General features: G+C 66.7%; 13 protein-coding genes and 1 tRNA gene. All 14 read left to right on the forward strand.

Annotation, left to right across the window (positions count from 1 at the left end; all coding sequences use genetic code 11):
- Positions 1 to 140: elongation factor Tu (locus tag VKN16_22040; GenBank protein ID HME96894.1), on the forward strand; the 140-nt coding region annotated here is incomplete at its 5' end.
- A 3-nt stretch (positions 141 to 143) separates the two neighbouring features.
- Positions 144 to 293 carry a 50S ribosomal protein L33 gene (gene rpmG / locus VKN16_22045; GenBank protein HME96895.1) on the forward strand — a complete coding sequence of 50 codons (150 nt, stop codon included), beginning with the start codon at positions 144 to 146 and terminating at the stop codon, positions 291 to 293.
- A 7-nt stretch (positions 294 to 300) separates the two neighbouring features.
- Positions 301 to 377 (forward strand) — tRNA-Trp (locus tag VKN16_22050).
- 21 nt (positions 378 to 398) lie between these two features.
- On the forward strand, positions 399 to 590 hold the full coding sequence (gene secE / locus VKN16_22055) for a preprotein translocase subunit SecE (protein ID HME96896.1): 192 nt from the start codon (positions 399 to 401) through the stop codon (positions 588 to 590).
- Entirely contained in the window at positions 587 to 1,135 is a 549-nt protein-coding gene (nusG, locus tag VKN16_22060; GenBank protein HME96897.1) for a transcription termination/antitermination protein NusG, read from the forward strand. Before secE ends, nusG begins: the two co-directional genes overlap by 4 nt.
- Position 1,136: 1 nt before the next feature.
- Complete coding sequence (gene rplK / locus VKN16_22065; GenBank protein HME96898.1) at positions 1,137 to 1,559, forward strand: 50S ribosomal protein L11; 423 nt, start codon at positions 1,137 to 1,139, stop codon at positions 1,557 to 1,559.
- A gap of 2 nt (positions 1,560 to 1,561) precedes the next feature.
- On the forward strand, positions 1,562 to 2,275 hold the full coding sequence (rplA, locus tag VKN16_22070; GenBank protein ID HME96899.1) for a 50S ribosomal protein L1: 714 nt from the start codon (positions 1,562 to 1,564) through the stop codon (positions 2,273 to 2,275).
- 19 nt (positions 2,276 to 2,294) lie between these two features.
- A complete protein-coding gene (gene rplJ / locus VKN16_22075) occupies positions 2,295 to 2,831 on the forward strand; it encodes a 50S ribosomal protein L10 (protein ID HME96900.1) in 537 nt (178 codons plus the stop codon).
- Positions 2,832 to 2,864: 33 nt separating this feature from the next.
- Entirely contained in the window at positions 2,865 to 3,254 is a 390-nt protein-coding gene (gene rplL / locus VKN16_22080; GenBank protein HME96901.1) for a 50S ribosomal protein L7/L12, read from the forward strand.
- Positions 3,255 to 3,403: 149 nt separating this feature from the next.
- A complete protein-coding gene (rpoB, locus tag VKN16_22085) occupies positions 3,404 to 7,411 on the forward strand; it encodes a DNA-directed RNA polymerase subunit beta (GenBank protein HME96902.1) in 4,008 nt (1,335 codons plus the stop codon).
- A gap of 13 nt (positions 7,412 to 7,424) precedes the next feature.
- Complete coding sequence (gene rpoC / locus VKN16_22090) at positions 7,425 to 11,630, forward strand: DNA-directed RNA polymerase subunit beta' (protein HME96903.1); 4,206 nt, start codon at positions 7,425 to 7,427, stop codon at positions 11,628 to 11,630.
- Between the two features lie 114 nt (positions 11,631 to 11,744).
- The gene (gene rpsL / locus VKN16_22095; GenBank protein HME96904.1) at positions 11,745 to 12,128 is read left to right on the forward strand and encodes a 30S ribosomal protein S12; all 384 of its coding nucleotides are present in this window, start codon (positions 11,745 to 11,747) and stop codon (positions 12,126 to 12,128) included.
- Between the two features lies 1 nt (position 12,129).
- On the forward strand, positions 12,130 to 12,597 hold the full coding sequence (rpsG, locus tag VKN16_22100; protein ID HME96905.1) for a 30S ribosomal protein S7: 468 nt from the start codon (positions 12,130 to 12,132) through the stop codon (positions 12,595 to 12,597).
- Positions 12,598 to 12,680: 83 nt separating this feature from the next.
- Positions 12,681 to 13,874, forward strand: a 1,194-nt coding sequence (locus VKN16_22105; protein ID HME96906.1) for a GTP-binding protein, incomplete at its 3' end; no start/stop codon positions are given.

The raw sequence follows: 13,874 nt of genomic DNA on the forward strand, positions 1-13,874 counted from the left end.
AGATGGTGATGCCGGGGGACAACGTGACGATGGCGATCGAGTTGATCCAGCCGGTGGCGATGGAGAAGGAGCTGCGGTTTGCGATTCGGGAGGGGGGGCGGACGGTGGGGGCCGGGGTGGTCTCGGAGATCGTGGGCTAGCCCGTGCGCGACATCATCTCGCTCGCCTGCACGAACTGTCAGCGGCGGAATTATTCGACGACCAAGAACCGGCGGACGCATCCCGACCGGATGGAGATCAAGAAGTTCTGCAAGTGGTGCCGCAAGCACCACGTGCACAAGGAATCGAAGTAGCCTTCGGAGGCGTGTAGCTCTAACGGCTAGAGCACCGGACTCCAAATCCGGGGGATGGGGGTTCGAATCCCTCCACGCCTGCCAGATCGCGAGACTCATGAGGGTATGGAATTTCTGACGCGGTTGCGGGAGTTCTTCCAGGAGGTGACGGCCGAGTTCAGGCGGGTGAACTGGCCGAGCCGTCAAGAGGTGGCGGCGTCGACGGTGGTGGTGCTGGCGGTGGTGTTGGTCCTGTCCATGTATCTGGGCGCCGTCGACGTGGCGTTGTCGCGCCTGGTGGAGGTGATCCTGAAATGAGCGAGACCGGCACGACCGCCAAGCAGTGGTTCGTGGTGCACACCTACTCCGGCTTCGAGAACAAGGTGGCCTCGGGCATCGAGTCGCGCGCCAAGATCTTTGGACTGCAAGACATGATCGGGCGCGTGATCGTGCCCACCGAGAAGGTGCGCGAGATCCGCAAGAGCAAGAAGATCGAGACCGAACAGAAGTTCTTCCCGGGCTACCTGCTCGTGGAGATGGAGCTGACCGACGACACGTGGCACCTCGTTCGCTCCACCCCGAAGGTGACCGGCTTCGTGGGCTCCGGGTCCAAGCCGGTGCCCCTGCCGCCCGAAGAGGTCGAGGGGATCCTGCGGCAGATGGAGGAAGGCGCGGAGAAGCCGAAGCTCAAGTCGACCTTCCAGAAGGGCGACAAGGTGCGGGTGATCGAGGGGCCGTTCGTGAACTTCCAGGGCTCCATCGACGACCTGAACCCGGAGCGCGGCAAGCTCAAGGTCATGGTGGCCATCTTCGGGCGGCTCACGCCCGTGGAGCTCGAGTACTACCAGGTGGAGAGGCTCTAGCATGGCGAAGAAAGTCCAGGCGATGGTCAAGCTGCAGATCCCGGCCGGCAAGGCCAACCCGTCGCCGCCGGTGGGCCCGGCCCTCGGTCAGCACGGCGTCAACATCATGGAGTTCTGCAAGGGCTTCAACGCCCAGACGAACTCGCAGGAGGGCCTGATCCTGCCGGTGGTGGTGACGATCTACCAGGACCGGTCCTTCACGTTCGTGGTGAAGACGCCGCCGGCCGCGATCCTGCTCAAGCGCGCCGCCGGGATCGCGAAGGCCTCCGCGGTGCCGCACAAGGACAAGATCGGCAAGGTGACTCGCGCGCAGGTGCGCGAGATCGCCCAGACCAAGCTGGTGGACCTGAACACGGACTCCATCGAGTCCGCGATGCGCACCGTCGAAGGCACCGCCCGCAGCATGGGTATCGAGGTCATCTAGCGATGGCAACTGCGACCAAGAAGACCAAGGCGGCCGAGGCGCTCTACGACCGGGAGAAGGAATACTCGGTCGAGGAAGCGCTCGGCATCCTCAAGAAGCTGCCCAACGCCAAGTTCGACGAGTCCGTGGACATGTCACTGCGGCTCGGGGTGGATCCCAAGCACGCCGACCAGATGGTGCGCGGGGCCATCGTGCTGCCCCACGGCATCGGCAAGGCGGTGCGGGTGGCCGTCTTCGCCAAGGGCGAGAAGGAGAAGGAAGCGCGCGACGCCGGTGCCGACGTGGTCGGGGCCGAGGATCTCGTGGAGAAGATCCAGGGCGGCTGGATGGAGTTCGACTCCACCGTCGCCACCCCGGATCTGATGGGACAGGTCGGCCGGCTCGGCAAGGTGCTGGGGCCGCGCGGCCTCATGCCGAACCCCAAGCTCGGCACCGTGACCTTCGACGTGAGCCGCGCGGTCCGCGAGGTCAAGGCGGGCAAGGTGGAGTTCCGGGTCGACAAGGCGGGCAACATCCACGTGCCGGTCGGGAAGAAGTCGTTCGCGGAGCAGAACCTGGTCGCCAACACCCTGGCCCTGCTGGAAGCGATCGTGCGCGCGAAGCCCTCGGCCTCCAAGGGACAGTACCTGCGGTCGGTGACGGTGTCGTCGACCATGGGTCCCGGCATCCACGTGGACGTACAGCGCGTGGCCAACCTCTTCAAGAAGGCCCAGTAGGGCCCGACAGGATACCGACGTGCCAACTCAAGAGAAGGCCCAGAGCGTCGCGAGCCTGCGGGAGCGCCTGGGCACCGCCAGGACGGCGGTGCTGACCGAATACCGCGGGCTCACGGTGCGCCAGATCTCTGATCTGCGCAAGCAGCTGAAGGCGGCGTCGGCCGAGTACAAGGTGGTGAAGAACCGGCTGGCGCGGCTGGCCGTGAAGGGCCTGGACCTGGACCCGCTCGGCGCCCACCTCAAGGGCCCTACCGGCCTCGTGTACAGCACCCAGGATCCGGTGCCGGTGGCCAAGGCGCTGCAGACGTTCGTGCGGGCCAATCCGCTGCTCCTGATCAAGTTGGGATTCGTCGAAGGCAAGGTCCTCCAGCCCGCCGAGCTGAAGGCGCTGGCGGATCTGCCCTCGAAGGACGCGTTGCGGAGCCAGCTGGTCGGGGCCCTGCAGGGACCGGCCCAGCAGCTGGTCTCGCTCCTCACCGCGCCACAGCGGGAGCTGGTGCAGGTCCTGGAGGCGCGGAGCAAGAGCGGCGCCCAGTCGTCGACGGAGTCGCAGTAAACCACGACGTAGCATTCACAGGAGGCAGGCGAGATGGCGGCGAATATCGAAGAGATCGCGGAGAAGCTGGACTCGCTGACGTTGCTGGAGGCGTCCCAGCTTTCGAAGCTGCTGCAGGAGAAGTGGGGCGTGTCGGCGGCGGCCGCGGTGGCGGTGGCGGCCCCGGCGGCGGGCGGCGCGGCGGCGGGTGCCGGCGCGGCGGCCGAGGAGAAGACCGAGTTCGACGTGATGCTGAACGCGGCGGGCGAGAAGAAGATCCAGGTCATCAAGGTGGTGCGCGAGCTGACCGGTCTGGGTCTCAAGGAGGCCAAGGACCTCGTGGACGGCGCTCCGAAGGCGGTCAAGGAGAAGGTGGCCAAGGCGGAGGCGGCGGACATGAAGAAGAAGCTCGAGGAGGTCGGAGCCACGGTGGAAGTCAAATAATCCCTCCGCCATCGGAGTGACGCAGATCGGGGGGCCACGCGGCTCCCCGCTCACTAAACGTGTCGCCGCCGGGCGCGGCTCCGGACTCCCCGGAGTGCGTGACGGCGGTGGGTCGAGCCCAGCCCCGCTGAACGGGGCGCGGAGGGTGTATGGCGCGCAACATCGAGTGCGGGCGCCGGGTCCGCAAGGACTTCGGCAAGATCCCGTCCATCGTCGAGATCCCGAATCTCATCGAGATCCAGCAGCAGTCCTACGAGCAGTTCCTCCAGAAGGAGATCGCGCCCGAGCGGCGCGAGGAGAACGGGCTGCAGGCGGTCTTCAAGTCGGTGTTCCCGATCCAGGACTACAACGGGAACGCCACGCTCGAGTTCCACAGCTACCACTTCGGCGATCCCAAGTACACGGTCGAGGAGTGCCACGACCGCGGCATGACCTTCGCGATTCCCCTGAAGGTCACCCTGCGGCTCAAGGTCATCGACAACGACAAGGAGACCAAGACCCAGACCGTCCGTGAGGTCCGGGAGCAGGAGGTCTACCTCGGCGAATTGCCGCTGATGACCGAGAAGGGCACGTTCATCATCAACGGCACCGAGCGGGTGGTGGTCTCGCAGCTCCAGCGCTCCGCCGGCGTGTTCTTCGACGACGACAAGGGCAAGACGGTCGCCTCGGGCAAGCTGCTCTTCTCGGCGCGGGTGATCCCCTACCGGGGCTCGTGGGTCGAGTTCGAGTTCGACGCCAACGACATCCTCTTCGTGCGAGTGGACCGCCGGCGCAAGATGCTCGCTACCGCCTTCCTGCGCGCCTTCTGGTTCCTCGAGAAGGGCGTGATCCTCTCCGACGAGGAGATCCTCGGGCAGTTCTACGAGGCCGAGGAGGTGCTCTCCTTCGAGGATCGCGTCGCGTGGGTGAAGCTCTCCCCCGAGGCGCACAACGGGGCCAAGGTCGCCGACGACGTCAAGGCGCCGCGGGGCAAGGAGGCGCTGATCCAGGCCGGCAAGTCCCTGAACCCGCGCACCATCGAGAAGCTCGTCGAGGCCGGCGTGATCAAGATCCCGGTCAAGGCGGAGTCGCTGGTGGGGCGGCGTACCGGCGGGCGCATCGTGGACTCGGAGACCGGCGAGGTGCTGGTCGAGACCAACCAGGAGCTGACCGCGACCCTGCTCGCCCAGATCATGGGTCGGCGGGTGGCCCCGTTCAAGCTGCTGGCCCTGGTGCCGGGCAAGACGGACGCCTCACTGCACGAGACGCTCTCGCGCGATCACTTCAAGAATCCCGACGAGGCCCTGGTCGAGATCTACCGGCGCCTGCGCCCCGGCGACCCGCCCACCGTGGAGTCGGCGCGGGCCCTGTTCCGCGGCATGTTCATGGACCCGCGACGCTACGACCTGGCGCGGGTCGGCCGCTTCATGATCAACAAGAAGCTGGGCATCGGGGCCAACCTGAACATCAAGACCCTGCGCAGCGAGGACGTGGTGTACGTGGTACGGCACCTGTTCCAGGTCAAGCTCGGGAGCAAGCCCACCGACGACATCGACCACCTCGGCAACCGCCGGGTGCGCTCGGTGGGTGAATTGCTGGAGAACCAGTTCCGGGTTGGCCTGACCCGGATGGAGCGCGCGGTCAAGGAGCGGATGTCGATCTCCGACATCACCAATCTGATGCCGCACGACCTCATCAACGCCAAGCCGGTGTCGGCGGTGGTGAAGGAGTTCTTCGGATCCTCTCAGCTGAGCCAGTTCATGGACCAGACCAATCCGCTCGCCGAGCTGACCCACAAGCGCCGCCTGTCCGCGCTGGGCCCGCGCGGGCTGTCGCGGGAGCGCGCCGGATTCGAGGTGCGCGACGTGCACCCGACCCACTACGGCCGTATCTGCCCGATCGAGACGCCGGAAGGCCCGAACATCGGCCTGATCAGCTCGCTCAGCACCTACGCGCGCATCAACGAGTTCGGCTTCATCGAGACGCCGTATCGGAAGGTCGAGCGGGGCAGCGTGCTCCCCGGCGACCCGGTGTACCTCACCGCGCTCGAGGAGGAGCGCTACGTCATCGCGCAGGCCAACGCCCATCTCGACGAGCGCGAGCACTTCACGCAGGACCGCGTCTCGGCCCGGAAGGGCGGCGAGTACAAGATGGTGTCGCCGGAGGAGCTGCACTTCATCGACATCTCCCCCAAGCAGCTGGTCTCGGTGGCGGCGGCGATGGTGCCGTTCCTCGAGAACGACGACGCCAACCGGGCCCTGATGGGCGCCAACATGCAGCGTCAGGCGGTGCCGCTCCTGCAGCCGGAGGCGCCCCTGGTCGGCACCGGCATGGAGCACATCGTGGCGCGCGACTCGGGGGCGGTGGTGCTGGCTCGTCGGCCGGGCGTGGTCGAGTACGTGTCGGCCAACCGCATCGTGGTACGGGCGGAGACCCGCTCCAAGAAGGCGGACCCGGTCCAGGACCTGCCGCTCGACATCTACAACCTGACCAAGTACCGCCGCTCGAACCAGAACACCTGCATCAACCAGCGCCCGATCGTGGGCAAGGGAGATCGGGTGAAGGCCGGTGACGTCATCGCGGACGGGCCGGCCACCGACCAGGGCGAGCTGGCCCTGGGCCGCAACGTGCTGGTGGCCTTCATGCCGTGGGGCGGCTACAACTTCGAGGACGCGATCCTGGTCTCGGAGCGACTGGTGAAGGACGACCGCTACACCTCGATCCACATCGAGGAGTTCGAGGTCCAGGCCCGCGACACCAAGCTGGGGAAGGAGGAAGTGACCCGCGACATTCCCAACGTGTCCGAGGAGGCGCTGAAGGACCTCGACGAGTCCGGCATCGTCCGTATCGGGGCCAAGGTGAAGGCGAGCGACATCCTGGTCGGCAAGATCACCCCGAAGGGCGAGACCCAGCTCACTCCCGAGGAGAAGCTGCTGCGCGCGATCTTCGGCGAGAAGGCGGGCGACGTGCGCGACACCTCGCTCACCGTGCCGCCCGGCATCGAGGGTACCGTGGTCGACGTCAAGGTGTTCTCGCGCCGCGGAGTGGACAAGGACGATCGCGCCAAGTCCATCGAGGACGAGGAGATCGCGGCCCTGGAGAAGGACTACCAGGACGAGATCGCCATGGTCGAGATGGAGCGCGACCAGAAGCTCAAGAACCTGCTGGTGGGCAAGACCCTCGTGCAAGACCTGGCCGACCCCACCACCAAGGAGCGGCTCGGCAAGAAGGGCGACCGCATCGACCGGCCGGACATGGACAACCTGTCCTGGCACGAGCTGAAGAAGATCAAGATCAAGGAGGACGACGGGCTCGCGATCACGGTGAAGAAGATCGAAGACCTCGCCGACGACCAGATCGCGTTCTTCGACCGGATGCTCGAGGATCGCGTGGGCCGGCTGCGCCGCGGCGACGACCTGCCGCCGGGCGTGATCAAGATGGTCAAGGTCTACGTGGCGGTCAAGCGCAAGCTCTCGGTGGGCGACAAGATGGCGGGGCGCCACGGCAACAAGGGCGTGGTCTCGCGCATCGTGCCGCAGGAGGACATGCCGTACCTGCCGGACGGCACCCCGGTGGAGATCGTGCTCAACCCGCTCGGGGTGCCCTCCCGGATGAACGTCGGCCAGATCCTGGAGACCCACCTCGGCTGGGCGGCGCGGGCTCTCGGCATGTGGGTGGCGAGCCCGGTGTTCGACGGGGCCACCGAGGAGGAGATCCGCACCCATCTGGGCGACGCGGGCCTGCCCTCGTCGGGCAAGACGCGGCTCTTCGACGGCCGCACCGGCAAGTCGTTCCATCAGGAAGTGACGGTGGGCTACATCTACATGCTCAAGCTGGCCCACCTGGTCGACGACAAGATGCACGCCCGCTCCATCGGGCCCTACTCGCTGGTGACGCAGCAGCCGCTGGGCGGCAAGGCCCAATTCGGCGGCCAGCGCTTCGGGGAGATGGAGGTCTGGGCGCTCGAAGCCTACGGAGCCGCCCACACGCTGCAGGAGATGCTGACCGTCAAATCGGACGACGTGGAAGGGCGGAACCGAATCTACGAAGCCATCGTGAAGGGAGAGAACTTCCTGGAGCCGGGCACGCCGGAGTCCTTCAACGTGCTCGTGAAGGAGCTGCAGAGCCTGGCGCTGGACGTGGAGCTCATCCCGAAGGACGGCAAGAAGCCGTCGTAAGGAGATTCATCGAATGCTGACGGATCGGCCTTTCGGCAGCCTGGTACGCGAGGACAAGCCTGCCAAGGATCTGTGGGGCATCCTGGACCGTCACCCGAAGCCACTGAGCTTCGGGGCGATTCGCATCAAGCTGGCATCGCCGCAGAAGATTCGCGACTGGTCGCACGGCGAGGTGAAGAAGCCCGAGACCATCAACTACCGGACCTTCAAGCCGGAGCGCGACGGCCTGTTCTGCGCCCGGATCTTCGGCCCCACCAAGGACTACGAATGCGCCTGCGGCAAGTACAAGCGCATGAAGTTCGCGGGCGTGATCTGCGACAAGTGCGGCGTCGAGGTCACCCGGGCCCGGGTGCGCCGTGAGCGCATGGGCCACATCGAGCTGGCCTCGCCGGTCTCGCACGTGTGGTTCTTCAAGGGCCTGCCCTCGCGCATCGGGCAGCTGCTGGACATGTCGCTGCGGGAGCTGGAGAAGATCCTGTACTTCGAGGAGTACGTGGTCGTCGATCCCGGCAAGGTGCCGGGGCTCAAGAAGAAGGACCTGCTGTCGGTCGACCGGGTCCGCAAGCTGACCGAGGAGCACGGCCACGAGGCGTTCTCCGCCGGCATGGGCGCGGAGGCGATCCGCGAGCTGCTGCGCGGCATGGACATGGACGTGCTCGCCCGCGAGCTGCGGTCGGGCATGGGGGTGGAGACCTCCGCCCAGAAGCGCAAGAAGATCGTCAAGCGGCTCAAGGTGGTGGAGGCGTTCCTCAAGTCCGGCAACCAGCCGGAGTGGATGATCCTCGAGGTCCTGCCGGTCATCCCGCCCGAGCTGCGCCCGCTGGTGCCGCTCGACGGCGGCCGCTTCGCGACCTCCGACCTGAACGATCTCTACCGCCGGGTGATCAACCGCAACAACCGGCTGAAGCGGCTCATGGAGCTGCGCGCCCCCGAGATCATCATCCGCAACGAGAAGCGGATGCTGCAGGAGGCGGTCGACGCCCTGTTCGACAACGGCCGGCGGGGCCGGGTCATCACCGGGCCCAACAATCGGCCGCTGAAGTCGCTGTCCGACACCCTCAAGGGCAAGCAGGGCCGCTTCCGGCAGAACCTGCTCGGCAAGCGCGTGGACTACTCCGGCCGCTCGGTCATCGTGGTCGGGCCGTATCTCAAGCTGCACCAGTGCGGGCTGCCCAAGAAGATGGCGCTCGAGCTGTTCAAGCCGTTCATCCTCCGCAAGCTCGAGGAGCGCGGCATCGCCTCGTCGATCAAGGCGGCCAAGAAGTACGTGGAGAAGGAGCGGCCCGAGGTGTGGGACATCCTCGAGGAGGTCATCCAGGAGCATCCGGTGCTGCTGAACCGAGCCCCCACGCTGCACCGGCTCGGCATCCAGGCCTTCGAGCCCATCCTGGTCGAGGGCAAGGCCATCGAGATCCATCCCCTGGTCTGCACCGCGTTCAACGCCGACTTCGACGGCGACCAGATGGCGGTCCACGTGCCGCTCTCGATGGAAGCGCAGATGGAGGCGCAGGTGCTCATGCTGTCGGCCAACAACATCCTGTCGCCCTCCAACGGGGCGCCGGTGGCGGTGCCGACGCAGGACATGGTGTTCGGCATCTACTACATGACCAAGGAGCGCCCGGGCGCCAAGGGGGAGGGCCGGCTCTTCGCGGATTCGGAAGACCTGCGCATCGCCTACGACAACGAGGACGTGGACCTGCAGGCCCGCATCCGGCTGCGCTACAACGGCGGCATCATCGAGACCACGGTGGGCCGCACCCTCTTCAACGAGGTGGTGCCCGAGCCGCTGCGGTTCCTCAACAAGGAGCTGAAGAAGAAGGAGATCGGCCAGCTCATCTCCGATTGCTACAACCGGCTCGGCAACGAGGCCACCGTCACCTTCCTCGACGAGCTGAAGGACATCGGCTTCCGCTACGCCACCCTGTCCGGCCTCAGCATCGGCATCGTGGACATGCACGTGCCGTCGACCAAGGGCGAGATCATCGAGCGGGCCCGCCAGAACGTCAACGAGGTCGAGCAGCAGTACCAGGACGGGGTCATCACCAACGGCGAGCGCTACAACAAGGTGGTCGACATCTGGGCCCACGTCACCGAGCAGATCGCCGATCAGCTCTTCAAGGAGATGGAGGTCCGGGCCGACAACGGCGACTTCAATCCCATCTTCATGATGGCCGACTCGGGCGCGCGGGGCTCCAAGCAGCAGATCCGGCAGCTCGCCGGCATGCGCGGCCTGATGGCCAAGCCGAGCGGCGAGGTCATCGAGACCCCGATCACGTCGAACTTCCGCGAGGGCCTCACCGTCCTGGAGTACTTCACGTCGACTCACGGGGCCCGCAAGGGTCTGGCCGACACCGCGCTGAAGACGGCGGACTCCGGCTACCTCACCCGTCGACTCGTCGACGTGGCCCAGGACGTGATCATCTCCGAGTACGACTGCGGCACCGTGAAGTACATCGAGGCCTCGCCGCTCATCGAGGGCGGCGACATCATCCAGTCGCTCCGCGACCGGGTGCTCGGGCGCGTGGCCGCCGGCGACATCCGCGATCCGTACACCGGCGAGATCATCGTGCAGGCCAACAGCGAGATCAACGAGGAGCTGGCCCAGAAGATCGAGGACTCGGGCCTCGAGCGGGTCCGCATGCGCTCCGCGCTCACCTGCGAGTCGAAGCGCGGCATCTGCGTCATGTGCTACGGCCGCAACCTGGGCACCGGGAACCTGGCCGAGCTGGGCGAGGCGGTGGGCATCATCGCCGCGCAGTCCATCGGCGAGCCGGGCACCCAGCTGACGATGCGCACCTTCCACATCGGCGGCACCGCCAGCAAGGTCGTGGCCACCTCGCGGCACGACGCCAAGAACCCGGGCGTGCTGACCTATCACAACATCCGCTGGGTCGAGAACCGCGACGGCGAGATCGTCGCGCTCAACCGCAACGGCGAGGTGGTGCTGCACGACGAGAAGGGGCGCGAGAAGGAGCGCTATCCGGTGGTCCCCGGCGCCAAGATCAAGTTCCGGGACGGGGCGCGGGTGCCCAAGAGCGGCACCACCATCGTGGAGTGGGATCCGTTCACCACCCCGATCCTCACCGAGGTGACGGGCACCATCGTCTTCCGCGACGTGGTGGACGAGGTGACGATTCGCGAAGAGATCGACGAGGTGACCGGTCTGGCCCAGCGGGTCATCATCGAGGACCCGGAGGGCAAGCTGCAGCCGCGGGTGTCGGTCAAGGCTCCGGCGGGCAGCAGCGAAGGGCCCGGCACGGTGGACGCGCTCGGCGAGACCCGGGGGCGGTACATGCTGCCGGTGGGCGCCTACCTCCTGGTGACCGACAACACCGAGGTGCACGCGGGCGACGTCATCGCCAAGATCCCGCGGGAGTCGACCAAGACCAAGGACATCACCGGCGGTCTGCCGCGGGTGGCCGAGCTGTTCGAGGCGCGCAAGCCCCGCGAGCAGGCGGTCATCACCGAGATCGACGGCGTGGTGGAGTTCGCCGGCTTCGTGAAGGGCATGCGGAAGATGGTCATCCGCGCCGACGACGGCGAGACCAAGGAGTACCTGATCCCGAGCGGCAAGCACATCTCGGTCCGGGAAGGCGACCGGGTGAAGGCGGGCGAGGCCCTCATGGGCGGCTCGCCGAACCCGCACGACTACCTGGCCGTGCTCGGCGACCGGGAGCTCCAGCGCTACCTCGTGAACGAGGTGCAGGAAGTCTACCGGCTGCAGGGTGTGACCATCAACGACAAGCACATCGAGATCATCGTCAAGCAGATGCTGCGGCGGGTGCGCATCGAGGAGGTCGGCGGGACCGACTTCGTGGTGGGCGAGCTGGTGGACAAGTTCGTCTTCCAGGACGAGAACGACAAGGCGGGGGCGGCGGGCAAGGCCCCCGCGACCGCTCAGCCGGTGCTCCTCGGCATCACCAAGGCGTCGCTGTCGACGGACAGCTTCATCTCGGCCGCCTCTTTCCAGGAGACGACCCGGGTGCTGACCGAGGCCGCCATCAGCGGCAAGGTGGATGACCTTCGCGGGCTGAAGGAGAACGTGATCGTGGGTCGGCTCATCCCGGCTGGCACCGGCCTGAGCAACTACACCCGGGTGGAGGTGCTCAGCCAGGGTGGCGAGGAGGAGGCCCCGGTCGAGGTGGTGGCCGAGGCGGCCCCCGAGCTGCCCGCCGACCTGGGGGAGGCCGACGACGATACCGCGGCCGAGGCCAGCTAGGCCTCGGTCGGGCGAATTGACAAAGAGTGGAGGGTCGGATATAAAGTTAGGGTTTTGGCCCAATTGACGGCCACCAACGCGAGTCGAACCGAGTAACCGGAAACCGGGGAATCAATGCCGACGATCAATCAGCTGGTGCGGCAGGGGCGCGAGGCGGTGCGGAAGAAGTCGAAGACGCCCGCGATGGAGGCCTGCCCGCAGAAGCGCGGGGTGTGCATCCGTGTCTACACCACCACCCCGAAGAAGCCGAACTCGGCGCTGCGGAAGGTGGCGCGCGTGCGGCTGACCAACGGGCTCGAGGTGACCTCCTACATCCCCGGAGTAGGCCACAACCTGCAAGAACACTCGATCGTGCTGATCCGCGGCGGCCGTGTGAAGGACCTGCCCGGCATCCGCTATCACATCATCCGCGGCTCGCTGGACACCGCGGGCGTGGCGGGACGCAAGCAGAGCCGCTCCAAGTACGGGGCCAAGCAGCCGAAGGGCGGCGGGGGCTAGCGTGCGGCGGGCGGGTGCGTCGCGACGCGAGATCTTGCCGGATCCCAAGCACGGGAGCCGGCTGGTGGCGAAGTTCGTGAACATGATGATGTACGGGGGCAAGAAGAGCACGGCGGAGCAAATCATGTACGGGGCCCTGCAGGCGATGGAGGACCGCGCCCGCCAGGACTCGCTCAAGCTCTTCAAGAGCGCGGTGGACAACTGCAAGCCGGCCGTCGAGGTCAAGTCGCGGCGGGTCGGCGGCTCCACCTACCAGGTCCCGGTCGAGGTGCGGCCGGACCGGCGGACCGCCCTCAGCATGCGCTGGCTGATCGGAGCGGCCCGGCGGCGCTCGGAGCGCAGCATGGCCGACAAGCTGGCCGGCGAGCTGCTCGACGCGGCGAACAACCGCGGCACCGCGGTGAAGAAGCGAGAAGACACTCACAAGATGGCGGAGGCCAACAAGGCGTTCGCGCATTATCGCTGGTAGCGACGAGGTGCACAGAGGGGGGCGACGTCCTCGCCCCCCTCTTCTCTTGAGTCCCGCCGCCGGCCCTAGGGAGAAGACAGGCAGTGGAAGCGCAGTACCCTCTGGAAAAGACCCGGAACATCGGCATCATGGCGCACATCGATGCCGGGAAGACCACGACCACCGAGCGGGTCCTCTACTACACCGGCCGGTCCTACAAGATCGGCGAGGTGCACGAGGGTACCGCCACGATGGACTGGATGGTCCAGGAGCAGGAGCGCGGCATCACCATCACGTCCGCGGCCACCACCTGCTTCTGGAAGGACTGCCGCATCAACATCATCGACACGCCCGGCCACGTGGACTTCACGATGGAGGTCGAGCGGTCGCTGCGGGTGCTGGACGGCGCCCTCGCCATCCTGGATGCGGTGTCCGGGGTGGAGCCGCAGACCGAGACGGTCTGGCGGCAGGCCGACAAGTACCGGGTGCCGCGCATCGTCTACGTCAACAAGATGGACCGTATCGGCGCCGACTTCTATCGCTGCCTCGCCATGCTGAAGGACCGGCTGGGGGCGCATCCGGTGCCGATCCAGGTGCCGATCGGCCGCGAAGACGGCTTCCGCGGGGTGGTGGACCTGATCGAGCAGCGGGCCTACGTGTGGGAAGACTCGGAGGACCTGGGCGGCACGTTCTCCACCACCGACGTCCCCGCCGACATGGCGGACCTGGTCAAGGAGTATCGCGAGAAGATGATCGAGGGCCTCGCCGAGGTCGACGATCATCTCATGGAGAAGTACCTCGGCGGCGAGGCCGAGAAGATCTCGCCCGCGGAGCTGAAGGCGGCGGTCCGCGCGGGAACCATCTCGATGAAGCTGTTCGCGGTGATCTGCGGGGCGTCGTTCAAGAACAAGGGCGTCCAGCCGATGCTCGACGCGGTGGTGGACTACCTGCCGTCGCCGCTGGACATCCCGGCGATCAAGGGCGTCAATCCCGACAACGGGCAGACCGAGACTCGCGAGGCCGATCCCAGGGCTCCGTTCTCCGCGCTCGCGTTCAAGATCATGAACGACCAGCACGTGGGCCAGCTCACCTTCGTGCGCGTGTACTCGGGCACCCTCGCCGCGGGCACCGGGGTCTACAACTCCACCCGGGAGAAGAAGGAGCGCATCGGGCGCCTGCTGCGGATGCACGCCAACAAGCGCGAGGACATCAAAGAGGTCACCTGCGGCAACATCGCCGCGGCCGCCGGCCTGCGCGTGACCGCCACCGGTGACACGCTGTGCGACGAGAAGGCGCCA

Source organism: Candidatus Methylomirabilota bacterium, from assembly GCA_035315345.1.
Classification (GTDB): domain Bacteria; phylum Methylomirabilota; class Methylomirabilia; order Rokubacteriales; family CSP1-6; genus CAMLFJ01.

What these genes read in the sequence shown, in the direction of transcription:
- secE (HME96896.1), top strand. Translation starts at nt 399, where the DNA reads ATGGAATTTCTGACGCGGTTGCGGGAGTTCTTCCAGGAGGTGACGGCC.
- nusG (HME96897.1), top strand. Translation starts at nt 587, where the DNA reads ATGAGCGAGACCGGCACGACCGCCAAGCAGTGGTTCGTGGTGCACACC.
- rplK (HME96898.1), top strand. Translation starts at nt 1,137, where the DNA reads ATGGCGAAGAAAGTCCAGGCGATGGTCAAGCTGCAGATCCCGGCCGGC.
- rplA (HME96899.1), top strand. Translation starts at nt 1,562, where the DNA reads ATGGCAACTGCGACCAAGAAGACCAAGGCGGCCGAGGCGCTCTACGAC.
- rplL (HME96901.1), top strand. Translation starts at nt 2,865, where the DNA reads ATGGCGGCGAATATCGAAGAGATCGCGGAGAAGCTGGACTCGCTGACG.
- rpoB (HME96902.1), top strand. Translation starts at nt 3,404, where the DNA reads ATGGCGCGCAACATCGAGTGCGGGCGCCGGGTCCGCAAGGACTTCGGC.
- rpoC (HME96903.1), top strand. Translation starts at nt 7,425, where the DNA reads ATGCTGACGGATCGGCCTTTCGGCAGCCTGGTACGCGAGGACAAGCCT.
- rpsL (HME96904.1), top strand. Translation starts at nt 11,745, where the DNA reads ATGCCGACGATCAATCAGCTGGTGCGGCAGGGGCGCGAGGCGGTGCGG.